Genomic DNA, 20,524 nt, shown 5'->3' with positions numbered 1-20,524 from the left:
TGAGTCAACGGAGTCCGGGACGTCGCCTTTGACTGGAAGGGGTATGCATGAGCGTGGACGACACGGTACGGACGGTCCGTGCACTGAAGCCGACGCTGACGAAACAGTGTGTCGGCTTCATGATCGGTTCGTCCCTGTTCGCCCTCGGCTCGGCTCCGGGATTCGGGAGTTGGGCCGGATCCGATGCCGCGAACGTTAGCTACTTCGTTGGTGCCTGGTTCTTCACCGGCGCCGCATTCATCCAACTCGTGTTGAGCGGTGCGCGGACCGTGCCGGTCTCGTATGGGACTGGCGTCATGTTCCGAGCGGAGTGGCTCGCCGCATCCACCCAGTTCTTCGGGACGCTGTTGTTCAACGTGAGCACGACGACGGCCCTCCAGGTGCACACAGTCCGCGGCGAGCAGCACTTAGTGTGGAACCCGGACGCGGGCGGCTCGGTGGCGTTCCTCGTCAGCGGGTTCTTCGTCCTCGTCGCCTTCACCCGATCGACCGGCCGCGTGTGGGCACCGACCAGCGTCGACTGGTGGTCGGGGCAAATCAACATGGTCGGGTGCATCGCTTTCGGCGTCGCCGCGGTCGGATCGTTCGTCAATAGCGCCGGGACCACCGCAGACGCGACGTTGGGCAACATCGGCACCTTCGTAGGTGCGCTGTGCTTCTTCGCGGCGTCCGCGATCGTGCTCGCCGCTCAGGCGTGGACTCACGACGACACCGTGGACCGTGGCGAACCGCTCAGCCCAGCCGCCAGAGAGGGTTGACCGGTCCGTGGCCCGCGCCGAGCGGGTACGCCGACTGCAGCCCCTTGGTGACCCAGGCCTTGGCGAAGTCGACGGCGTCGGGCACCTCGTAGCCGTGCGCCAACGCACCGCACAGGGCGGCGGCCAGAGTGTCGCCAGCGCCGTGATCGTGCGGGGTGTCGACCCGCGGCAGGTCCAACGAGATGAACTGGTCGCCGTCGAACAGTAGATCCGGGCTCAGTTCACTGCTGCGCAGATGCCCGCCCTTGACCAGGGCCCACCGGGCTCCGAGGTCGCGCACCGCACGCGCGGCGTCTCGCTGGGTCGCGGCGTCGACGACGTCGATTCCAGTGATCAGCCGGACCTCGTCTAGATTCGGCGTGACGACGTCGGCCAACGGGATCATCCGTCGCACCAGCGTGTCGAGGGCGTCGTCGGCCAGCAGGGGGTCACCGTGCATCGACGCGCACACCGGGTCGACGACGAGCGCGACACCGCGCCCGCCGCCGATGTCGAGTTCGTCGCACGTGTCCGCGATCGCCTCGATGATCGGCGCCGATGCGAGCATTCCCGTCTTGACCGCGCCCACACCGATGTCGGGGACCACCGACCGCATCTGCGCCGCGACCGTCTCCGGTGGGATCGGTGCGATCCCGGTGACGCCGAGCGTGTTCTGGACGGTCACCGCGGTGACCGCGACGCAGGCGTGCAGGCCGAGCAGAGCGAACGTGCGCATGTCGGCCTGGATGCCCGCGCCGCCGCCCGAATCGGATCCGGCGATCGTCATGACGCGCACCGGTGTCTGTCCCGGAGCAGCAGTCGGCAGCAGACGCGGTTCGATCACTGTGCCGGGTTCGCTTCCGATATCGGCAGGTAGACGTGGTTTCCTGCCGCCACGAACTCCTCCGACTTCGCTGCCATCTCCTCGGCGATCTTGCGGTCGATGTCCTCAGCGGTGACGAGATCGTTCTCCTCGGCGTACGCGCGCACGTCGGCGGAGATCCGCATCGAGCAGAACTTCGGTCCGCACATCGAGCAGAAGTGCGCGGTCTTCGCGGGCTCGGCGGGCATCGTCTCGTCGTGGTACTCGCGAGCCGTGTCGGGGTCGAGTGCCAGGTTGAACTGGTCGGTCCAGCGGAACTCGAATCGCGCGCGGCTCAGCGCGTCGTCGCGCTCCTGTGCCCGCGGATGGCATTTGGCGAGGTCGGCGGCGTGGGCGGCGATCTTGTAGGTGATCACGCCGACCTTCACGTCATCGCGGTTGGGCAGACCGAGGTGCTCCTTCGGGGTCACATAGCAGAGCATCGCGGTGCCTGCCTGCGCGATCATCGCGGCTCCGATCGCCGACGTGATGTGGTCGTAGGCCGGAGCGATGTCGGTGGCGAGCGGGCCCAGCGTGTAGAACGGAGCCTCCTCGCACCACTGCTCTTCGAGCTGCACGTTCTCGACGATCTTGTGCATCGGCACGTGGCCGGGCCCTTCGATCATCACCTGGACGCCGTACGACTTCGCGCGAGTGGTCAGCTCACCGAGGGTCCGCAGTTCGGCGAACTGCGCTTCGTCGTTGGCATCGGCGATCGAACCCGGACGCAGGCCGTCGCCGAGTGAGAACGTGATGTCATAGCGGGCGAGGATCTCGCACAGGTCGTCGAAGTGCGTGTACAGGAACGACTCCGTGTGGTGGGCGAGGCACCACGCTGCCATGATCGAGCCGCCGCGCGACACGATGCCGGTGACGCGTTTGGCGGTCAACGGCACGTAGCGCAGCAGCACGCCCGCGTGGACGGTCATGTAGTCGACGCCCTGCTCGGCCTGCTCGATCACGGTGTCGCGGTAGATCTCCCAGGTCAACGCAGTCGGGTCGCCGTTGACCTTCTCCAACGCCTGGTAGATCGGGACGGTGCCGACCGGGACCGGCGAGTTCCTCATGATCCACTCGCGCGTCGCGTGGATGTCCTTGCCGGTCGACAAGTCCATGATGGTGTCTGCTCCCCATCGGGTGGCCCACACCATCTTCTCGACCTCTTCGGCGATCGACGAGGTGACGGCCGAGTTGCCGATGTTCGCATTGACCTTCACCGCGAAGGCCTTGCCGATGATCATCGGCTCCGATTCGGGATGACGATGGTTGACTGGGATCACGGCCCGCCCCGCCGCGACCTCACTGCGCACCAGTTCGACGTCGACGCCCTCGCGGGCCGCGATGTAGGTCATCTCCGGCGTCACGACTCCGGCGCGCGCCCACGCGAGTTGGGTCGCGACACCGTCGATCGGCTCGGGCCTGCGCCATTCGTCGCGCGTCGCGGAAAGTCCGCGCTCGACGTCGATCACCGCGGCGGCATCGGTGTACGGACCGGACGTGTCGTACAAGTCGAGGTGTTCGCCGTTGGTCAGATTGACGCGACGTTGTGGCACGCGCAGTCCGTCTACCTGCAGATAGTGTTTGACGCTGCCCTCGATCGGGCCGGTCGTGACGGCCTTCTCAGACGCTGCGACATTCTTCTCAGACGCCGTGACGGCTTTTTCGGACACAGGTGTACCCATGACATCTCCTCCCTACGCCGGCATTACCCGGACAGGTTCGAGCGGTCGGCGATCGCCATTCGCCATCTCAGCCCTCGGATCGTGAGAGCCCCCGCGTGTGTAGTTGTGCGGCACGCCGACCACGGGTCGGACGTCCGTGGTCACCTTAACCAGAACCCCTGTGTTGTGCCAGCCACACCGCGCCGCACGCGTTGAAAACCTGCACTGACCGTTTGGGAATGTCGAAGTTCGGAAGTGAATAACAGCGCAAAGTCTGGATTCGTGTGCCACGTGACGCGACGTGCATGTCCTAGGCGGCTCTAAGGGGCACTGGGCGGCACCCGGCTACTAGGTGGTGACGGGACAAGGAGGTGCTGGATCGCCGGGGCGACGGTCGCGACAAGTTCTTCTGCATCTGCCGCGGCGAGGACCGGGACGCCTATGATTCGTCTGCTGGTGACTATCCCGACCAGCATCGACGAGGCGAGCCCAGCGCGGAGCACCGCGTCGTCGTCGCAGTGAGCGCTCGTCCCATGGATGAGTCTCGACTGTATGAAGTCGCGCAGTTGCGTGCGTGCCTGATCGTTGACAATCGCACCGCGAAGCATCGCCATCAACGGGGCCGACTCTGTGTCATTGCCCTCCCAGGCGTGGAGGTACGCGCGGACCACTCGTTCTCCGAGCCCTTCATCGGGGCCCTCGAAGACCGTGTCGAACCGGTCGAGCGCCGAGCGGGGAACGGTCATCACGGCGGCGAAGAGTTCATCCTTCGAGTGGAAGAACTGCATCACCTGAGCGGCGTCCACCCCGGCATCGGCAGCGACGCGGCGAATGGTCGTCTGATCGAAACCGTCGCTCGCGAATCTGTTCCTCGCTGCGTCGAGGACCGTCTGCCGCGTGCTGGTGGCACCGGGCCGGCGGCCTGTCCGCCTCCGCCGTACCGACTCCTTCTTTGTAGCCATGCCTGCAGCGTATACGCGAACCAGCCAGTTTATCAACGGGTGTTGATATCTGGCTCTTGTAGTCGTACTGTTCATCTCGGCGGCACTACGGCATCCGGGCCCGGCTGCCGATCTACTCCGCCGACCGCACCGACCTGGAGCGAGGACCACGATGACAAGCGAGACGACCAGCATGGGCACGTCCCCCGCTCTCGAACACTGGGTGCGGTTGGCAGGCGAACATCATGACGGCGCTATCGAACGATTCGAGCTGATCTCCGCGCGTCGGGCACTGAATCTACTGAAACGAAACCTGGGCCGGGCGCGTCTGCTGGAACTACTACAGGGCGAGATCGCCGCCGGGGACGCCTACCTCCGTGCTCATGTGGAACGGTCCGCTGGACGGGAGATCGGTGGCACGACGACCCTGTCCGCGCGCGGCTTGTCGGCGGAACAGTTCACCCGATGGCTCTCGGAGGCATTCCGGCGCGAGGACGTCCTAATCGCAGGACACCCTGAGCACTACTCCATCCATGCCGCTACCGGTGGCGAGGTGAACATCGTTGAGACCTTGGGCGAGCACGTGTGCTCCTTCTTCATGCGCGAGTGGGACGACAGTGTCCTCGCCACACTCGACCCGGCGCCCTCAGAACCCGATCCCCCGGGCGCGCGCCGCTCACTCCTAGCGCTGGAAGACGGGACCATCGTCGGTTCGATCTCGAACTCGTTTGAGGAGCAGCCAGGGGGATTCACGGCCCGGCTGTCCGTCAGTCTCCCGGCGACCTGCGGACAGCACGTGATCGATCACCATCTCGAGCACTTCGCAGTCGAGTTTCGCAACTGGATCCTCCGCGCGGCCGCCGAACAAGCCGCGGCGGTGCCGACTCAGAACAGACCCATCGCTGAGGCAGCAGGAGGCACCGACGGCACGTCGCGAATACGGCCGCTGCCCGGACTCGACTGAGTAGCAACACCCTGTACAACAGTCACCGGAACTTGACCGGCTCGCCAACGCATGTGGCCGACAACGGCCCTCCGAACACCCACTTCACCTGGAGTATTCATGGCACAATCCTTTGCGCCGGCAGCGTCTCGCCAGTCGCGACGGCCCGTAGCAGCAGTCCTGGGCGCATTTGCCGGCCTAGTCGTAGCACTCGTCGTTCTCGCGTTTCTCTGGCCAGTCGCCACGTCCGAACCTCACGATCTCCCCATCGGTGTGGTCGGCGGAGAGTTGCCACAGTTGCCCGATCTTCCGGTGGACGCGACGTCGTTCGACACGCGTGCGGACGCTATCCGTGCAATCGAGGAGCGCGACGTCGACGGTGCCGTGATTCTGCGGGCGGAAGGTCCTGAGGTGCTGACCGCCAGCGCCAACGGGGCGGCGCCGTCGTCAATTCTGACCGCACTCGGAACACAACTCGCCACGGCACAACACACCACCCCGACCACGACCGAGATTGTGCCGTGGTCACAGGACGATCCGTCCGGCGCGGGAATGAACGCGATGGGCTTCCCGCTGGTACTCGGTGGCATCGTCGGCGGCGTCCTGGTCTCTCTGCTCGTGGTCGGCGTGCGAAGGCGGCTGCTCGCCCTTGCGGCCTACACGCTCGTCGGCGGAATCGCAGGCACCGCGGTGATCGGGCCACTGTTGGGCATCGCGCCGGGCGGTTTCTGGATCACTGCACTCGCTCTGGGCCTCGGAATGCTCGGAACGGCGTCGACCGTCGTGGGCCTGCATGCACTACTGGGTACTGCGGGGCTCGGCGTGGGCGCCGTGATCACAATGTTCTTCGCCAATCCGATCTCGGGTGCCACGATGCCGTATCAGTTCATCGTCGGGCCGTGGGGGGAAGTTGGTCAGTACTTCGTCCCCGGTGCTGCCAATAGTCTATTTCGCGAGGTCAGCTACTTTCCCGATGCTTCCATGCTGCACGAATGGATCGTACTGAGCGCTTGGATCCTGGGCGGAATCACTCTCTCGCTTACTGGCCACTTCCGCAGCAGCAGCCCGGTGAACCTGCCAGAGTCCGAGCTCGACCCCGCTGCCGCAATGTGAGCACGCTCGCGCCAGCGGCTCAGAACGCCGAATCGAACACGATGAGCAACTCGATGACGCCGGCTCCCCGGGGCTCCGGATAGTCCGACTTTGGCTACCCGTCGATTAGGGTGCCTGCGACACCGAACCGTGATGCAGATGTGACTGATGTGACTTGCCGCACATCGTTCATCCGACGTACTGTTGTGATCGTTGTCACAGGGAGGTGTCATGCAACTGAGGAACCGCCATCATCATCCACCGCAGAACAGCGCGCGATCGCTGCTCCAGCAGATCTCGGAGGTCGTGCACAATCCGGCTCGGGAACGATTCGAGCTGTGGGTGGCCGGCGACCTCGTCGGCGTCCTCGGCTACAGCATCGAAGACACGTCGGACGGGCGCGTCGCGACGATCCTGCACACCGTCCTGTACGACGAGTACGCCGGCCACGGGCTGGCGACCCGATTGACCGGAAGCGCGATCGGCTACATGCGCGACAACGGCCTGAAAGTGCGCCCGGTATGCACGTTCACTCGACGTTTCATCGACGAGCATCCGGGCGTCGTCACGCTCGCTCCGGTCTGACCCGGACTGCGGAGTTCAGGCGGACGAGACGTCCAAGACCACCGGTGCGTGGTCGCTCGCACCCTTGGCCTGCCGAGCGGCGACGTCGACGAAGGCGTCGAAGACTCGATCATTCAACGCGGGAGAGCAGAGGGCGAAGTCGATCCGCATGCCCTCGTTCCGGTCGAAGTGTCCGGCCTGGTAGTCCCAGAACGTGTACGTGTCGGGGCCCGGCGCGAAGGGGTCTGCGCTGTCGACGAACCCGGCATCGGTGAACGCGCTGAACGCGGCACGTTCGGCGTCGGACGTGTGAGTTCGGTCGGCGAAGTACTCCGGATCCCAGACATCGGCGTCGGTCGGTGCGACGTTCCAGTCGCCTGCCAGCACGATCTGGGCGGCAGGATCGTGCGTTAACTCCAGCCGGGTCACGTTGGCGAGGACGTCGAGCCAGTCGAGTTTGTAGCTCATGTGCGGGTCGCCGGGCGCGCGGCCGTTCGGGACGTAGAGACTCCACACGCGCACGCCGCCGCATGTCGCCGAGATCGCCCGGGCCTCCCGCTGCCCGTCGAACGACGGTTGTTCATCGAAGCCCGTGTGCACGTCGGTCAGGCCGACGCGGGACGCGATGGCGACACCGTTGTAGCCGCCGTTCCCGTGGATCGCGACGTCGTAGCCGTGGGCGGCGAAACTCATCACCGGGAACCGGTCGTCGGAGCACTTGGTCTCCTGCATGGCGAGTACGTCGACGGAGTGCCGGGTCATCCAGGCGACGACGTCCTCCGAGCGGGTGCGGATCGAGTTGACGTTCCAGGTGGCCAGACGCACGGTGTCAGATCTCCTCTGCCGGATCGGTCACTCTCACGCCGACATCGGACCAGCGGGCGCGGACCGCGCCCGGGTCGTCGTCGACGAGGAGCACGGCGAACCGACGGTCGCGGTACGAGTCGCGCCAGAAGTCGACCGACTCGGCGAACCATTCGAACGCGTCGGGTTCGTCGGCGAGCACCTGCGACGCGTCGTCGACGATCGTCAGCCAGCCGGTCGACGGGGTGCCCTCGGGTGTGCGCAGGCCGGTCGGGAGGTCGCGCATGCAGTCGTCGAGCGCATCGCGGTTGCGCCCGAAATGATCAGGGAAGTCCCACGCACGCGCGAGCGCGTCGAGTATCTGCGGGACAGTCCGCATCCGGGCGCCGTCGACGCGGCGCACGACGAGGCCGCTCCCGAACAGGGACGGCGACGAGGCGGCGACGGCGGTCATGTGCGCGGACCTCGGATCGCGGCGAACGTCTCGTAGTGGTCGAGCGTGTAGTAGGCCGACCCGTTGCTGCCGGTCACGATTCGCTCGGCGTCACGGCCGCGCCCACTCTGCTTCGGGTTGACGTCCCACTCCCGGTACGTGATCTTCTTGCCGCCCGATGTCTTCTTCGGGAGCCGGCCCTCCGCGTTACGGAAGGTGTCGCCGCCGTGGGTTCCGGGCGCGTTCGCCGCGTCGGGCCAATCGCCTGCGTCGATGTAGGAGAGGGTCTGCTGCACGCGAGCAGGCACGTCGCTCGACGGCCGTCCCGCGGTACGCGACCGGTCCGGCGCCTCAGAACCCGGCATCACCATCGACACCCCGGACTGGGCGGCGGCCGACGGTTCGGCGTCGGTGGTGCTGCGTCCGTCGACCCACCAGGTCAACACGACGACGGCCAGTAGGACGACGACGCCAAGCACGGAGGCGAGCATGCGGCGACGGGATTGGTCCGGGTTGCTGTTGGGGTGCGACATCGCGTTCCACGGTAACCGGTGACGCCGCGGAATCGAATTCGTCTAAATCGAACTCGTTGGATCGAGTTCTCCTAGATCGGATCCGCCTAGGGCTCGACGAGTTCGCCGACGGTGACGGTGTGGTGGAGTTCGTATCCCGCGGCCCGTGCGGCCGCTCGCGCCTTCTCGTCGGCCGCGTCGACGTCGACCGCCCACAGCGCGTCGCCGACCCGGACGGGGGCGAGTCCGACGGGGGGTGCGGGGGCTGCGCCGACGAGAACCTCCAACGCCTGCGCGTCGTCGACGGCGATTCGGCCGGGCCGCACGAGTCGGTCGGGCAGCAGTGCGAGTGCCGGCTCGTCGAGGTCGGCGTACCAGTCGAGGATCTGGGCCACGGCCGCCGACGGGGCATTGAACTCGACGGGGACCGCCGACCGGCCGCGGAGCGTCGACCCGCCCGCCGAGACTAGCCAACCGTCGATCTCGCTGCGATGCGTCGCATCGCAGCCAGCGCACAGGGCGCGCTCGACGTCGCGGATCTCCGAGTTCCGTACCACCCGTCGCGACAAGAGACGGATCGACGTGATCGCCGCCCGCGGGATCGAGACCACCTCGCCGTCGCGGTCGACCTTCAGCGACTGCTCGTCCGACAGTGCCAGCACTCCCGTCACATCCGACTGCGACGGGCCGGTCGGCAGCGTGGGGTTCGGTGCGGCGCGCCAATCGGACGGGGCGCCCGACTGGTCGAGCCGGTAGCGGACGACGATGCGGTCGCCGACGGTCGGATCGATCATGGCGCGCTCAGTCGTCGTGCCCGAACGGGTCACGCTCGGCGCCCGGCAACCAGGTGAGGCCGGGCACGCCCCAACCGTTGCGTTTGACGGCCTTCTTCGCGGCGCGCGCGTTCCGGCCGACCAGGACGTCGATGTACAGGTATCCGTCGAGGTGGCCCGTCTCGTGCTGCAGCATCCGAGCGAAGAAGTCGTCGCCCTCGATCTCTACCGGCTTCCCGTCACGGTCGGTGCCGACGACCTTGGCCCAGTCCGCGCGCCCGGTCGGAAAGCCCTCGCCCGGCACCGACAGGCAGCCTTCGTCGTTGTCGTCGGGGTCGGGCATCGTCTCGGGGATCTCCGAGGTCTCCAGCACGGGGTTGATCACTTCGCCGCGCCGGCGCGTCGGGCCGTCCGGGCAGTCGTAGACGAACATGCGAAGTCCGCGGCCTACTTGGTTGGCCGCGAGGCCAACGCCGTTCGCCGCGTCCATGGTCTCGTACATGTCGTCGAGTAGCTCGACGATATCGGCGGACGGACGTCCCTGGTCGTCGAGGTCGACAGGCGTCGTCGGATGGTGCAGGACCGGTTCGCCGACGATGCAGATCGGAAGAATTGCCATGTACAGATACTTTACCGGCGCAATGCGGAGTGTTCGCGGTGCGTCGCCGTGAAGGTGGACGTTTCGGTGGCTACACTCTTGAGGCGAACCACACGCTTGTGATTCGTGCCGGGGCCGCGGATGCGGAGTGCGGAACGGGGGCGAGTGGATGTGACTATTCGGCAGGCTTTGCAAGGGAGCGAGATGGACGGCGCAACCGCGCATACACCAGGCGACGATGATTCGGTGGGTGCTGCGCAGGCTGGGCAGCAGAGTGACCCGCACGAGGTCGGCCCGGACGGACTCACTCGCCGCGAACGCGACATCCTCGCGTTCGAACGTCAGTGGTGGAAGTACGCGGGCTCGAAGGAAGAAGCCATCAAAGAGCTCTTCAGTTTGTCCGCGACTCGCTACTACCAGATTCTGAACGCGCTGGTCGACCGGCCGGAAGCGCTCGCGGCGGACCCGATGCTGGTGAAGCGTCTGCGTCGTCTGCGGGCGTCCCGGCAGAAGGCGCGGGCCGCGCGCCGCCTCGGATTCGAGATCTGAAGACGGTCCGCTGGCGCGTCGTACGGACGGCTCGCCTCACGGGCGACCTCGTGAGCTAAAGTTACCGTGATGAAAGCTGACCGAGAAACCAATCGACTGCCCCTTCGGGCGGGCGCCATGCTGCTGTTGGCTGTCGCCGTGGTCTTCATCGGCCTCGGCTGGCACCACGCGGCCACCAGCGGAGACGATGACGGTGGCACGTCCACCGCCCAGAGTCCGACGACCTCGGAGGCCGCGACGCCGCCCGCATCTACGCCGGGCGGCGAGAGTGAGTCCGCCTCGCCGTCGTCGACGACGGCCGCCGACACCGCAGACGTCGGATCGATGTGCGTGCTCAACGCGGGAACGGTGACCGGCCTGGCCGGCGACGTCTCCGACAAGCTCAAAGAGGCGGGCTTCGACGTCAGCGGTGCGGAGAACCTCTCGACCGGCAGTATCAGCGAGAACACCGTCTTCTACGACGAAGGTCAGGAAGAGGCTGCCAAGAAGGTCGCCGACGCCGTGCCGGGCGGAGCCTCGACCGATCCGCGTCCCGCTGTGTTCACGCGGTGCGAAGGCGAACTCGCCGTCATCGTCGTCACCCAGTAAGCCTGTTCAGCCCCAGTCCTCGTACGGAACACATAAGGAGCGTCATGTTCGCCCGTAACCACAGCGGTGCCGCCACCGGAATCTCGACCACCCGTGTCCTGGCGGTCATCGCCGCGGCAGGTGTCGCCGGTGCGGCCCTCGCGGGCTGCACGCCCGATCAGTACCCCACGGACGAGAAGGGCACCACGCCGTCGGTCATCACCGGCGATCAGGCGCAGCCGGGCGACGAGATCAGTGCGGGCACCACGTCCGGCGGCGCGGAAGAGCTGACCGTGACGCTGCGCAACACCGAAGGCACCAGCGTCGGCTTCGCGACCTTCAGCGCCGAAGGCGACGCGGTCAGCGTGAACCTGCGTGTCACCGGGATGGATGCGGGATCGCACGGCGTCCACATCCATTCGGGCACCAAGTGCGAGGCGTCGACCGGGTTCGCGTCGGCAGGCGACCACCTCCAGGTGGACGGTCACACCGGCAAGCCGGAGAGCGGCGACCTGACCAGCGTCACCGTCCTGGAGAACGGGACCGGTACCGTGACCAGCGCGACCGACGCGTTCGAGCTCGAGCAGATCCGCGGCCGGGCGCTCATCGTCCACGAGGTCGGCGACACGGACGGCTCGCACCGTCTGGCCTGCGGCGTCATCGCCGAGTAGCGAGCGGGACACTTCACCGGTGGGGGGCCGTATCAGCGAGATCGAGTTCCACGGATCACCCGAGCCGACGCTCGGAGTGGAGTGGGAGCTCGCGCTTGTCGACCGTCACACGCGTGACCTGTCGAATTCGGCTCCAGAGCTGTTCGACCTGATCGCTGCGCGCGGCGTCGACCGTTCGGGACGGATCCATAAGGAGCTGCTCCGCAACACGGTAGAACTCGTCACCGGCATCTGTCACACGGTCCCCGAGGCGATGGCCGACCTCGGGGAGACCCTCGACGTCGTGTGCTCGCTCACCGATGAGGTCGGTGTCGACCTGTACGGTGCGGGAACCCACCCGTTCGCGGAATGGTCGACGCAACAGTTGACCGAAGGGCCGCGCTACGCCGAACTGATCGCACGCACACAGTGGTGGGGACGCCAGATGCTGATCTGGGGTGTGCACGTGCACGTCGGAATCAGTCGGCGCGACAAGGTGCTGCCGATCCTCTCGTCACTGCTCAAGTACTACCCGCACCTGCTCGCGCTCTCGGCGTCGTCGCCGATGTGGGGCGGGCAGGCGACGGGGTACGCGAGCAACCGGGCGATGATGTTCCAGCAGCTGCCGACCGCGGGTCTGCCGTTCCAGTTCGAGCGGTGGAGCGAGTTCGAGCGGTTCGTCGCCGACCAGAAGACCACCGGAATTATCGACGATCTCAACGAGATCCGGTGGGACATCCGGCCGTCGCCCCACCTGGGGACCATCGAAGTGCGGGTGTGCGACGGCGTCTCGAATCGGCGTGAACTCGCGGGTGTCGTCGCCCTGATCCACTGCTTGATCGTCGATCTCGACCGTCGTCTCACCGCGGGGGAGACGCTGCCGCAGATGGCTCCGTGGCTGGTGCAGGAGAACAAGTGGCGTGCCGCCCGCTACGGCGTCGACGCCATCATCATTCAGGACTCGGACTGCTCGGAGCGTCTGGTCACCGACGACCTCGCCGACCTTCTGGTCCGACTCGAGCCGGTCGCCGAATCGCTGGGCTGCGCCGCCGAACTGGCATCTGTCGCCGACATCCTCGCCGACGGCGTCAGCTATAAACGCCAGCACGAGGTGTTCGCCCGTACCGGCGACCTCCGCGACGTCGTCGCGTCCATCGTCGACGAACTGGAATGAGTATCGGACTCGGTCGGCCCTGCTTACATCGCCGGTGAACGACGCCGGTCAGTGCTCGTCGTCCCCGGCCCGTGGGCGTAGCTGGCTCTCGTCGAGAAGATGTTCGTCGATGCGCTGCTCGCGGTAGACGAGGCGGCCGACGCGCTGTGCGATGACCGGGGCCGTGATGAGGGTGAACAGGCCGCTCAGGACGAGCATGCCGCTGTCGTAGTGTCCGTCCAGCCGGATGAGCACGCCGATGAGCACGAGGATCATGCCGAACGTCTGCGGTTTGGTCGCGGCGTGCATACGGCTCAACGTGTCCGGGAAGCGGACGATGCCGATCGCCGCGGTCATGGCGAGCAGCGAACCCGACAGCACGAAGAAGGCAGTGAGGACGTCGGTGATCATTGGTCGTCCCTCACTCGGAAGCGGGCCACGGCGATGGACCCGATGAAGCTGACGAGGCTCAGCACGACGATGGCGGCGGCGATCGTCGTGTCACCGGTGACCGCAACCCAGAGCGCGAGGCCGCAGATCATGATGGCGACGATCGCATCGACCCCGACGAGCCGGTCGAGAGTGCTCGGGCCGCGGAGGGTCCGGTAGGTGGTCAGTAGGGCTGCGATGAGGAGCATGGCAGCGGAGGCGGCCCACACGTAATTCAACGGTCCTCCTTCCGTCGACGCAGCAGCCTCCGTGAGGTGCGACGTTCTTCGTCGGCGACGCGTTGACGGTCGCTGAACGGAACATGATGGTAGTCGTCGTCGATCCCGTGGAACGGGCTCGGCTGCCATTCGGAGTCGCGCTCGAACGCCTTGATGAACTGCCGTTCGACGTACGCCATCTGGCGGAAGAACGAATCGATCTGCGATTGCTTGCTGACGTCGAAGATGTGCACGTACAGCATGCGCCGAAGATGGTCGATCTCGACGACCATCGTGCCCGGCACCAGGTTGATGTAGTCGACGGCCAGTGTCAGCACCAGATCGGACTTGATGGCGACGTGGACGCGGACCACGGCTCCGAGGGGCGGCGGACCCGGTTTGATCGCCGCCCACGCCACCTGTGCCGACGACATCACGAAGTTGCCGATCAGCGTGAGCAGGAGCTTCAACGCGGCCAGCGGGTGCACGCGTCCCTCGACGGGGACGTGCGGCAGCGGCAGCACCGTCATCACGATGATCGCGAGCACGATGCCGACCACGATGTTGGCCCAGGTGACCTCGCCCCAGAGCAGGACCCACACGAATGCCAGCCACGCGACACCCCACAGGCGCATCGCGAACTCGCGCAGATCGCCGCCCGCCCACTTCGGGAACCGGAGATGCTCCTGCAGCCACACGATCAGATTCGTCAGCGGCCACGCGAACCAGACGACGGCGAGCCGCCACAGGCCGCCGAAGAACGACGGGATCGGCTTCTTGCCGACGGGTTTGACGTGCGGCCGGTCCGGGAACGGCGTGTTGCTCATCGGTCACCTCCCGGGCCGAGGACGGTCTCGATGTAGACGTTGCGGTCGAGGACGCCGTCGGCGCCGCTGTCGGTGAACGCGAAGATCGGTCCGGCCCACACCGTGAGGGCGAGGCCGACGGCGACCATCGCGGCGGTCGGCACCACCATGGTGACGGGCATCCGCCCGACGTCCTCGCGGTCGTCGAGCTGCACGTCGATGCCTTCCTCGACCAGGGCTGACGGTGTGCTGGACGCCAGGTCGCCCTCGGGGGCGTCGGCTCGCGCCCGCCAGAAGCCTTTGGTCCAGATCCGGGCCATCACGTAGAGAGTCAGCAGGCTCGTGACGACGCCGCCGGCCACGAGGATCCACGACAGGACCGAACCGTCGGCGACACCCGCCTGCAGGAGAGCCACCTTGCCGATGAACCCGGAGAACGGCGGTATGCCGCCGAGGTTGAGTGCCGGGATCAGGAACAGGACGGCAAGCAGAGGACTCGCGATGAGTCCGCCGAGGCGTCGAAGCGAGGACGACCCGGCTTGGCGTTCGATCAGACCGACGACCAGGAACAGCGTCGTCTGGACCAGGATGTGGTGGGCGACGTAGTAGATGGCGGCCGACGTCGACTCCAACGATCCGACGGCGATGCCGAAGATCATGTATCCGATATGGCTGACGAGCGTGAACGACAGGAGCCGTTTCACATCAGACTGGGCGATGGCGCCGAAGATGCCGACGAGCATCGTCAACAGTCCGGCGATCATCAAGACGGTGTCCATGCTGCCGCCCGGGAACAGCAGCGAGTGCGCGCGGATGATCGCGTAGACGCCGACCTTGGTGAGCAGGCCGGCGAACACCGCGGTGACCGGGGCGGGCGCCGTCGGATACGAGTCGGGCAGCCACGTGGACAGCGGGAAGACGGCCGCTTTGATGCCGAACGCGACGAGGAGCACCGCGTACAGCGCGTTACGGGTGCCGTCGGGGATGTCGTCGAGACGGACCGCCATCTCGGCGAGGTTCAACGTGCCCGTCGCCGCGTACGCGAAGGCGATGCCCGCCAAGAAGATCAGCGACGACACCATCGACACCATCACGTACGAGGCGCCCGCTCGTACGCGTTCGGCGCTGGCCCCGAGCGTCAACAGCACGAAGCTCGCGGCGAGCAGCACCTCGAACGAGACGTACAGGTTGAACAGGTCACCCGCGAGGAAGGCGTTGCAGACGCCCGCCGTCAAGATCAGGTAGGTCGGCAGGAAGATCGACACCGGCTGTTCGGTGGTGCCGTCTCGGATGCCCTGACCTATCGCATAGACGACGACGCACAACAGCACCGTCGTCGACACAACGAGCATGAGGGCGGCCAGTCGGTCCACCACGAGGGTGATGCCGAGGGGGCCGCCACCGCCATCGCGGTCGCCCCATCCGCCGACGTGGACCGCGTATGGACCGTTGACGCTCGTCAGATACAGCATCATCGCCGACGCGGCCAGCGCGATACCGATCGCGGTGACGCTCACGGCACGTTGCAGACTCGGGCTGCGCCCACGAAGCAGAGTGACGGCGGCGCCGAGGAGCGGAGCGAGTGTCGGAAGGACGATCAGCACGGTGATCCACGACGATTGGGGAATCACTGATCGCCCCCGTCCCCGTCGTTGTCCCTGTCACCGTGGTTGTCCCGGTCACCGTCGCTACCGTTGTCCCGGTCACCGTCGCCGTCGTCGGTCAGATCGGTGGTGTCCGGCATGTCGTCGCCGTCGTCGTCGTGCAGGTGTGCGATCAGGTCGGCGTCCTCGGGCATCAAGTCGGTTTCGATGACGCCCTGGTGGACGGCTTCGAACTCTTCGGCGGTCAGTGGGTTTCCGTGGTCGTCGAAGAGGTCGCCCGCCACGGTGTCGGCTCCGGTGAGCGGGTCGTCGCTGCGGTCGCGGTCGCCGAACGACTGCAGGGAGCCGGTCGCGATCTTGACGTCCTCCGGGTCGTCGCCGAGATCGTCGTCGTCGGCGACGGACTCGACCGATGTTGGTTCGAGGTCGGGAGGCGTCTCCCGACTGCGCCGGTTGATGACGAACAGTCGGTACGCCAGGGCGAGCACGAACGCGGCGACGCCCATCGTGATGACGATGGCGGTCAACACCATTCCCTGGGCGAGGGGGTCGGCGTCTGAGCTGTGGCCGGACGATTCGCGTCCGCGGACCGGTGGGCTCCCTGGCGGGCCCGCGAGAGTGACGATCAGCAGGTTGATCGCGTTGCCGACCATCATGAGGCCGAACAGCATCCGGATCAGGCTGCGTTCCATAAGCAGGTAGACACCTGCCGCGGCGAGTACGCCGGCGACGAGCAGCAGTCCGAGGTTCACACTCATTTGTGCACCTCCTGCTGCGATTGGGCGGGAAACCCGCCGGTAATCGGAGCGTCGTCGGCCACTTCCAGGCGTGCGCCGAGGCTGCGGAGCACGTCGAGCACGAGTCCGACGACGATCAGGTAGACGCCGAGGTCGAAGAACATCGCGGTGACGATGTGGATGTCGCCGAACACCGGCAGATGCACGTCGATGACCGCCGACGACAGGGCGGGCGCGCCGAGGAACAAGGAGCTGACGGCCGTCGTCGCGGACACGAAGAGGCCCGCACCGAGTATGGTCCCGGCCTCGACGGGCAGCGCTTCCCCGAGTTCGTACCGGCCGCCCGCGAGGTATCGCAGCACGAGGGCGAGTCCCATGACGAGGCCGCCCGCGAACCCGCCGCCCGGCGCGTTGTGGCCTGCGAAGAACAGGTAGAGCGACAGGATCACCAGGGTCGGGAAGACGACGCGGGTCGTTGCCTCGAGCACCAGCGTGCGGTGTCGGGGATCGCGCAGTTCGCTGCCGACGAGCCACGTGGTCCGTTCGGAGACGGGATCGTCGTCGTCGATGCCCGCCTGCAGTCGTGCGGCGTCGGTGATGCGCGGTGCCGCGCCGAACCGGCGACTGCGGAACACCATCGACGCGACGCCGGTCGCGGCGACGATGAGGACCGAGACTTCGCCGAGCGTGTCCCATGCGCGGATGTCGACGAGCAGGACGTTGACGGCGTTGGAACCGTGCCCGAACTGATAGGCGGCATCACCCAGGCGGACTTGGAGTGGTTCGGTGGAGCGGGCGGCTGCGGCGAACAGTCCGACCAGCACGAGCATCGCGCCGAACGTCAGGCCGATCAGGGCGCGCCCGATCCGGAACCCGGTGGCGTGTTTCGCGGCCGCTTCGCTGGGCAGTTTTCGCAGCACCAGGACGAACACGACGAGGGTGACACTCTCCACCAGGAACTGGGTCAACGCCAGGTCGGGTGCGCCGTACATCGCGAACAGTGCACCGCAGCCGTACCCGGTGAGCCCGACGAGGAGCACGCTCGCGAGCCGGTTGCGCATCATCGTCGTCGCGAGTGCGGTGGCGATCATGATGATGCCGACGATGAGCTGTTCGGGGGTGTCGAACCCGCGGACCGACAGCGTGTTCCGGTTGCCGAGCGCTAATGCGATCAGCGGCAGGGCGACGGCGGTCGACAGGATCACCGCCTGCGTGATCGGCAGCGAACCGCGCTGCGTGTTCCGCGTCACCCACAGGGACGCGGTGTCGGCCAGACGCAATGTGGCGTCGTACACGCGGTCGGCGTTGAGCGGCGGCGGATTCTTGAACACGCGGCGCCTGCGGGCGCGGAGGAAGAGGAAGAGCGCGGCGCCCGCGACGACGACGATGGCCGAGAACAGGAGGGGGAGTCCGAAGCCGTGCCAGAGAGCCAGATGCTCGATCGGATGTCCGAAGGCGGGCAGGGTCGTTGCGTACGGCTCGAACAGGTCGCCGATCCACGGGGCCACGAACGACGAAGCGACTCCGAGGACGGCGAGGACCGCGGGTGGCGCGAGGAACGCGACGCTCGGCGGATGGAGGGTGGCAACCGCCCGCGTCGGGAGGCGCCGGACCTTGCGACCGAACGCTCCCCACAGGAAACGCGTTGTGTACGCGAACGTGATGATCGAACCAATGAGCAGCACGATGTCGACGAGGTGCGCGACCGTCGGGTCGAGGGCCCCGGTGTCCCAGAGGGTGCCGAAGGCCGACTCTTTGCCGATGAACCCGAACGTGAACGGAAGCCCGGCCATACTCGCCCCGGCGAGGGCGGCGATCGTGGCGAGGACGGGCAGCCGGTGACCCAGCCGCGCCAGGAGTCGGATGTCGCGGGTACCGGTGGAATGGTCGATGATGCCGACGACCATGAACAGGCACGCTTTGAACATTGCGTGGGCGACGACCATCGCCAGTCCGGCCATCGAGACTCCCGCGTCGCCGACACCGACGAGGACCATCATGAAGCCGAGCTGCGAGACGGTGCCGAATGCGAGAATCAGCTTCAGATCGCGTTCGCGGAGCGAACGCCAACCGCCGAGCACCATCGTGACGGCGCCGAGCCCGAGTACGAGGATCTGCCAACTCAGCAGGCCGGCGAAAGCGGGTGCCAACCGGGCGACCAGATAGATGCCTGCCTTGACCATGGCCGCGGCGTGCAGGTACGCGCTGACTGGTGTCGGGGCGGCCATCGCGCCGGGCAGCCAGAAGTGGAACGGGACGATCGCCGACTTCGACAGCGCGCCGACCAGAATGAGGATCACGGCGATGTCGATGTAGACGCCCCCGCCGGGCGGGTTCGCGATGAGGTCCGACAGCAGATAACTGCCGGTGCGCTCGCCGAGCATGATGATGCCGACGAGCATCGCGAGGCCGCCGAACGTGGTGACCAGCAGTGCCTGGGTCGCGGCTCGGCGCGACGTCGCACGGACCATGTTGAACCCGACGAGCATGAACGAGAGGACGGTGGTCGCCTCCCAGAACACGTACAGGACCAGCATGTTGTCGCTGACGACGAGCCCGAACATGGCTCCTGCGAATGCGACGATCTCGGCGCCGAACGTCGCCACGCGGCGGCGCATGATGTCGAAGTAGTTCGCACAGTAGACCAGGACGAGTGAACCGACGCCGAGGATGAGGACCGACAGGACCGCCGACAACGTGTCGAATCGGACGTCGATGTTCATCTGCAGGCTCGGCACCCAGGAGACCGACTCCGTGCTGGGTTCGGCGTCGGCGTCCGGCCAGTTGACGACCACCCAGACGAGGGCGGCGGCCGGCATCAATGCGAGGACGTAGAACCCCCGGGTACCACAGGCTTTCATGATCGGCGGTGACACGAGCGCGCCGATTGCCAGCGCGATCATCACAACGATCAAAAGGGCACTCCGTCGTATTCAGAGGGTGGGCGGGGTGTCGAAACAAGTGTTCTGCCGTGCTCTACTCTACCGTTTCGGGCATGAAGTCTTTCTTTCGCATCTGTGCAATCCTCGTCATAGTGCTTCTCGGTGGCGTCGCATTGGGCGCGTGCGGGGACGACGATTCGGCCGAGTCCGGCCAATCCCTGCCCGCGGACTTCCCGTCCGACGACGTTCCCATGGTCGAGGGAAACGTCCTCTCCGCGACCGGTGAGGGCGACTCCTGGCGGGTGACGATCCAGGGGAACGCGGCCGACGGGAATCCGCTCGCCAACGCGACGAAGCTTCTCGAGGACGACGGTTACGAGGAGTCCAGCCGCGCGGGCGACGCCGCGAACCAGACGGTGCTGCTGTTCAAGGCCGTCGACGGCAGAACCCTGTGGGTGCGCGTCGGTATTTCCGCCGATGCCGCGGGTGGAGGGTCGACGGTGTTCTACGAAGTGATGCGGACCGACTAGCGCTGTACTCGTCGACGTGCGGCGGACCGAGCGCACTTGAGGTCTTCTGAGTACGCGCGTGGGATCACGCTGCGGTCGGGTGGACAGTCATGGTCCGCCTGCCGTGCGACCGCAACGGTGCCGGTCGGCGGTGCGGTCTAGCCGGGTCGGGCGGCGGTTGGAACCACGGGTGGCCATCGTCGCCGATGAACACCTCCCACTCACTGTGATGAATGAGCACGTGGTGCATCCGACACAGCAGAACCCCGTTGCCCAGCGAGGTATCTCCGCCCTCTGACCACGGGACGCAGTGATGGGCATCGGTCCACGAAACCGGGCGACCACAGCCCGGGAAAACGCATCCGCCGTCGCGGACCGCGAGAGCCTTCCGGATTCCCGACGGGAACAGCCGGTGTTCGCGCCCGACCGCGAGAGGGACGCCCTGGTCGTCGACTCGACGGCCGCGACCGCTGCCGAACATAGGGTCAACCCGACTGTCG

The 20,524-nt window shown here is 66.6% G+C and carries 24 protein-coding genes and 1 riboswitch; of the genes, 9 read left to right on the top strand and 15 right to left on the bottom strand.

What is annotated here, in order from left to right; genetic code table 11:
- The first annotated feature begins 47 nt into the window (after positions 1-47).
- A complete protein-coding gene (locus L5G33_RS09215; RefSeq protein WP_236997884.1) occupies positions 48-758 on the top strand; it encodes a hypothetical protein in 711 nt (236 codons plus the stop codon).
- On the opposite strand, the gene thiD is transcribed toward L5G33_RS09215, so the two are convergent.
- From thiD to L5G33_RS09200, 3 genes are all read right to left on the bottom strand, one after another.
- A complete protein-coding gene (gene thiD, locus L5G33_RS09210) occupies positions 733-1,524 on the bottom strand; it encodes a bifunctional hydroxymethylpyrimidine kinase/phosphomethylpyrimidine kinase (protein WP_236998209.1) in 792 nt (263 codons plus the stop codon). The two genes, L5G33_RS09215 and thiD, sit on opposite strands and share 26 nt — an antisense overlap.
- Positions 1,525-1,577: 53 nt before the next feature.
- The gene (thiC, locus tag L5G33_RS09205; protein WP_236997883.1) at positions 1,578-3,281 is read right to left on the bottom strand and encodes a phosphomethylpyrimidine synthase ThiC; all 1,704 of its coding nucleotides are present in this window, start codon (positions 3,279-3,281) and stop codon (positions 1,578-1,580) included.
- A riboswitch (TPP riboswitch) is annotated at positions 3,275-3,386 on the bottom strand. It overlaps the preceding gene by 7 nt.
- A gap of 194 nt (positions 3,387-3,580) precedes the next feature.
- Complete coding sequence (locus L5G33_RS09200; protein ID WP_236997882.1) at positions 3,581-4,222, bottom strand: TetR/AcrR family transcriptional regulator; 642 nt, start codon at positions 4,220-4,222, stop codon at positions 3,581-3,583.
- Positions 4,223-4,373: 151 nt separating this feature from the next.
- Between L5G33_RS09200 and L5G33_RS09195 the strand changes: the two genes are divergently transcribed.
- The 3 genes from L5G33_RS09195 to L5G33_RS09185 all read left to right on the top strand — a co-directional run bounded on the left by L5G33_RS09195 (position 4,374) and on the right by L5G33_RS09185 (position 6,821).
- Complete coding sequence (locus L5G33_RS09195; RefSeq protein ID WP_236997881.1) at positions 4,374-5,165, top strand: hypothetical protein; 792 nt, start codon at positions 4,374-4,376, stop codon at positions 5,163-5,165.
- 276 nt (positions 5,166-5,441) lie between these two features.
- Positions 5,442-6,257: a hypothetical protein gene (locus tag L5G33_RS09190; RefSeq protein WP_236997880.1), complete on the top strand. Its 816-nt coding sequence runs from the start codon at positions 5,442-5,444 to the stop codon at positions 6,255-6,257.
- Between the two features lie 210 nt (positions 6,258-6,467).
- Positions 6,468-6,821: a GNAT family N-acetyltransferase gene (locus tag L5G33_RS09185; RefSeq protein WP_236997879.1), complete on the top strand. Its 354-nt coding sequence runs from the start codon at positions 6,468-6,470 to the stop codon at positions 6,819-6,821.
- A 15-nt stretch (positions 6,822-6,836) separates the two neighbouring features.
- On the opposite strand, the gene L5G33_RS09180 is transcribed toward L5G33_RS09185, so the two are convergent.
- From L5G33_RS09180 to L5G33_RS09160, 5 genes are all read right to left on the bottom strand, one after another.
- Positions 6,837-7,625: an exodeoxyribonuclease III gene (locus L5G33_RS09180; RefSeq protein ID WP_236997878.1), complete on the bottom strand. Its 789-nt coding sequence runs from the start codon at positions 7,623-7,625 to the stop codon at positions 6,837-6,839.
- 4 nt (positions 7,626-7,629) lie between these two features.
- Positions 7,630-8,058, bottom strand: coding sequence for a barstar family protein (locus tag L5G33_RS09175; RefSeq protein ID WP_236997877.1), 429 nt, complete (start codon positions 8,056-8,058; stop codon positions 7,630-7,632).
- Positions 8,055-8,570: a guanyl-specific ribonuclease gene (locus L5G33_RS09170; protein WP_236997876.1), complete on the bottom strand. Its 516-nt coding sequence runs from the start codon at positions 8,568-8,570 to the stop codon at positions 8,055-8,057. The genes L5G33_RS09175 and L5G33_RS09170 overlap by 4 nt, the downstream gene beginning before the upstream one ends.
- A gap of 86 nt (positions 8,571-8,656) precedes the next feature.
- On the bottom strand, positions 8,657-9,343 hold the full coding sequence (locus L5G33_RS09165) for a GNAT family N-acetyltransferase, cg3035/Rv0428c family (RefSeq protein WP_236997875.1): 687 nt from the start codon (positions 9,341-9,343) through the stop codon (positions 8,657-8,659).
- Between the two features lie 7 nt (positions 9,344-9,350).
- Positions 9,351-9,941, bottom strand: a complete 591-nt coding sequence (locus L5G33_RS09160; protein WP_236997874.1) for a peptide deformylase — start codon at positions 9,939-9,941, stop codon at positions 9,351-9,353.
- Between the two features lie 183 nt (positions 9,942-10,124).
- Between L5G33_RS09160 and napA the strand changes: the two genes are divergently transcribed.
- The 4 genes from napA (at position 10,125) to L5G33_RS09140 (ending at position 12,860) form a co-directional block, all read left to right on the top strand.
- Positions 10,125-10,469: a nucleoid-associated protein NapA gene (gene napA, locus L5G33_RS09155; RefSeq protein WP_236997873.1), complete on the top strand. Its 345-nt coding sequence runs from the start codon at positions 10,125-10,127 to the stop codon at positions 10,467-10,469.
- Positions 10,470-10,538: 69 nt separating this feature from the next.
- The gene (locus tag L5G33_RS09150; RefSeq protein ID WP_236997872.1) at positions 10,539-11,057 is read left to right on the top strand and encodes a LytR C-terminal domain-containing protein; all 519 of its coding nucleotides are present in this window, start codon (positions 10,539-10,541) and stop codon (positions 11,055-11,057) included.
- Between the two features lie 44 nt (positions 11,058-11,101).
- On the top strand, positions 11,102-11,707 hold the full coding sequence (locus L5G33_RS09145; RefSeq protein WP_236997871.1) for a superoxide dismutase family protein: 606 nt from the start codon (positions 11,102-11,104) through the stop codon (positions 11,705-11,707).
- A 19-nt stretch (positions 11,708-11,726) separates the two neighbouring features.
- Positions 11,727-12,860, top strand: coding sequence for a glutamate--cysteine ligase (locus L5G33_RS09140; RefSeq protein ID WP_236997870.1), 1,134 nt, complete (start codon positions 11,727-11,729; stop codon positions 12,858-12,860).
- A 48-nt stretch (positions 12,861-12,908) separates the two neighbouring features.
- On the opposite strand, the gene mnhG is transcribed toward L5G33_RS09140, so the two are convergent.
- Genes mnhG through L5G33_RS09110 form a run of 6 tightly spaced genes read right to left on the bottom strand, consistent with a single transcriptional unit; the run spans position 12,909 to position 19,548 of the window.
- Positions 12,909-13,250: a monovalent cation/H(+) antiporter subunit G gene (mnhG, locus tag L5G33_RS09135; RefSeq protein ID WP_236997869.1), complete on the bottom strand. Its 342-nt coding sequence runs from the start codon at positions 13,248-13,250 to the stop codon at positions 12,909-12,911.
- Positions 13,247-13,507, bottom strand: a complete 261-nt coding sequence (locus L5G33_RS09130) for a monovalent cation/H+ antiporter complex subunit F (RefSeq protein WP_236997868.1) — start codon at positions 13,505-13,507, stop codon at positions 13,247-13,249. Before L5G33_RS09130 ends, mnhG begins: the two co-directional genes overlap by 4 nt.
- Positions 13,504-14,313, bottom strand: coding sequence for a Na+/H+ antiporter subunit E (locus L5G33_RS09125; RefSeq protein WP_236997867.1), 810 nt, complete (start codon positions 14,311-14,313; stop codon positions 13,504-13,506). The genes L5G33_RS09130 and L5G33_RS09125 overlap by 4 nt, the downstream gene beginning before the upstream one ends.
- Positions 14,310-15,923, bottom strand: coding sequence for a Na+/H+ antiporter subunit D (locus L5G33_RS09120; RefSeq protein WP_236997866.1), 1,614 nt, complete (start codon positions 15,921-15,923; stop codon positions 14,310-14,312). Before L5G33_RS09120 ends, L5G33_RS09125 begins: the two co-directional genes overlap by 4 nt.
- Complete coding sequence (locus L5G33_RS09115) at positions 15,920-16,654, bottom strand: Na(+)/H(+) antiporter subunit C (protein WP_236997865.1); 735 nt, start codon at positions 16,652-16,654, stop codon at positions 15,920-15,922. The genes L5G33_RS09120 and L5G33_RS09115 overlap by 4 nt, the downstream gene beginning before the upstream one ends.
- Positions 16,651-19,548, bottom strand: a complete 2,898-nt coding sequence (locus L5G33_RS09110; protein ID WP_236997864.1) for a Na+/H+ antiporter subunit A — start codon at positions 19,546-19,548, stop codon at positions 16,651-16,653. Before L5G33_RS09110 ends, L5G33_RS09115 begins: the two co-directional genes overlap by 4 nt.
- A gap of 80 nt (positions 19,549-19,628) precedes the next feature.
- Between L5G33_RS09110 and L5G33_RS09105 the strand changes: the two genes are divergently transcribed.
- Complete coding sequence (locus L5G33_RS09105) at positions 19,629-20,045, top strand: hypothetical protein (protein ID WP_236997863.1); 417 nt, start codon at positions 19,629-19,631, stop codon at positions 20,043-20,045.
- Positions 20,046-20,109: 64 nt separating this feature from the next.
- Here the strand turns inward: L5G33_RS09105 and L5G33_RS19410 are convergent, their stop codons facing one another.
- Positions 20,110-20,505 carry an HNH endonuclease signature motif containing protein gene (locus L5G33_RS19410; RefSeq protein ID WP_308191563.1) on the bottom strand — a complete coding sequence of 132 codons (396 nt, stop codon included), beginning with the start codon at positions 20,503-20,505 and terminating at the stop codon, positions 20,110-20,112.
- Positions 20,506-20,524: the final 19 nt, after the last annotated feature.

The organism is Gordonia liuliyuniae (genome assembly GCF_021738805.1).
Lineage (GTDB): Bacteria > Actinomycetota > Actinomycetes > Mycobacteriales > Mycobacteriaceae > Gordonia > Gordonia liuliyuniae.
Note: the sequence above shows the minus strand (reverse complement) of the source record. Positions and strands in the feature narration are given on the sequence as shown.

Bases quoted from the DNA above. Each gene is read 5' to 3' on its own strand.
- L5G33_RS09215 (WP_236997884.1), top strand. From the start codon at position 48: ATGAGCGTGGACGACACGGTACGGACGGTCCGTGCACTGAAGCCGACG.
- thiD (WP_236998209.1), bottom strand. From the start codon at position 1,524: ATGACGATCGCCGGATCCGATTCGGGCGGCGGCGCGGGCATCCAGGCC.
- thiC (WP_236997883.1), bottom strand. From the start codon at position 3,281: ATGGGTACACCTGTGTCCGAAAAAGCCGTCACGGCGTCTGAGAAGAAT.
- L5G33_RS09200 (WP_236997882.1), bottom strand. From the start codon at position 4,222: ATGGCTACAAAGAAGGAGTCGGTACGGCGGAGGCGGACAGGCCGCCGG.
- L5G33_RS09195 (WP_236997881.1), top strand. From the start codon at position 4,374: ATGACAAGCGAGACGACCAGCATGGGCACGTCCCCCGCTCTCGAACAC.
- L5G33_RS09185 (WP_236997879.1), top strand. From the start codon at position 6,468: ATGCAACTGAGGAACCGCCATCATCATCCACCGCAGAACAGCGCGCGA.
- L5G33_RS09175 (WP_236997877.1), bottom strand. From the start codon at position 8,058: ATGACCGCCGTCGCCGCCTCGTCGCCGTCCCTGTTCGGGAGCGGCCTC.
- L5G33_RS09170 (WP_236997876.1), bottom strand. From the start codon at position 8,570: ATGTCGCACCCCAACAGCAACCCGGACCAATCCCGTCGCCGCATGCTC.
- L5G33_RS09165 (WP_236997875.1), bottom strand. From the start codon at position 9,343: ATGATCGATCCGACCGTCGGCGACCGCATCGTCGTCCGCTACCGGCTC.
- L5G33_RS09160 (WP_236997874.1), bottom strand. From the start codon at position 9,941: ATGGCAATTCTTCCGATCTGCATCGTCGGCGAACCGGTCCTGCACCAT.
- napA (WP_236997873.1), top strand. From the start codon at position 10,125: ATGGACGGCGCAACCGCGCATACACCAGGCGACGATGATTCGGTGGGT.
- L5G33_RS09150 (WP_236997872.1), top strand. From the start codon at position 10,539: ATGAAAGCTGACCGAGAAACCAATCGACTGCCCCTTCGGGCGGGCGCC.
- L5G33_RS09145 (WP_236997871.1), top strand. From the start codon at position 11,102: ATGTTCGCCCGTAACCACAGCGGTGCCGCCACCGGAATCTCGACCACC.
- mnhG (WP_236997869.1), bottom strand. From the start codon at position 13,250: ATGATCACCGACGTCCTCACTGCCTTCTTCGTGCTGTCGGGTTCGCTG.
- L5G33_RS09125 (WP_236997867.1), bottom strand. From the start codon at position 14,313: ATGAGCAACACGCCGTTCCCGGACCGGCCGCACGTCAAACCCGTCGGC.
- L5G33_RS09115 (WP_236997865.1), bottom strand. From the start codon at position 16,654: ATGAGTGTGAACCTCGGACTGCTGCTCGTCGCCGGCGTACTCGCCGCG.
- L5G33_RS09105 (WP_236997863.1), top strand. From the start codon at position 19,629: ATGAAGTCTTTCTTTCGCATCTGTGCAATCCTCGTCATAGTGCTTCTC.
- L5G33_RS19410 (WP_308191563.1), bottom strand. From the start codon at position 20,505: ATGTTCGGCAGCGGTCGCGGCCGTCGAGTCGACGACCAGGGCGTCCCT.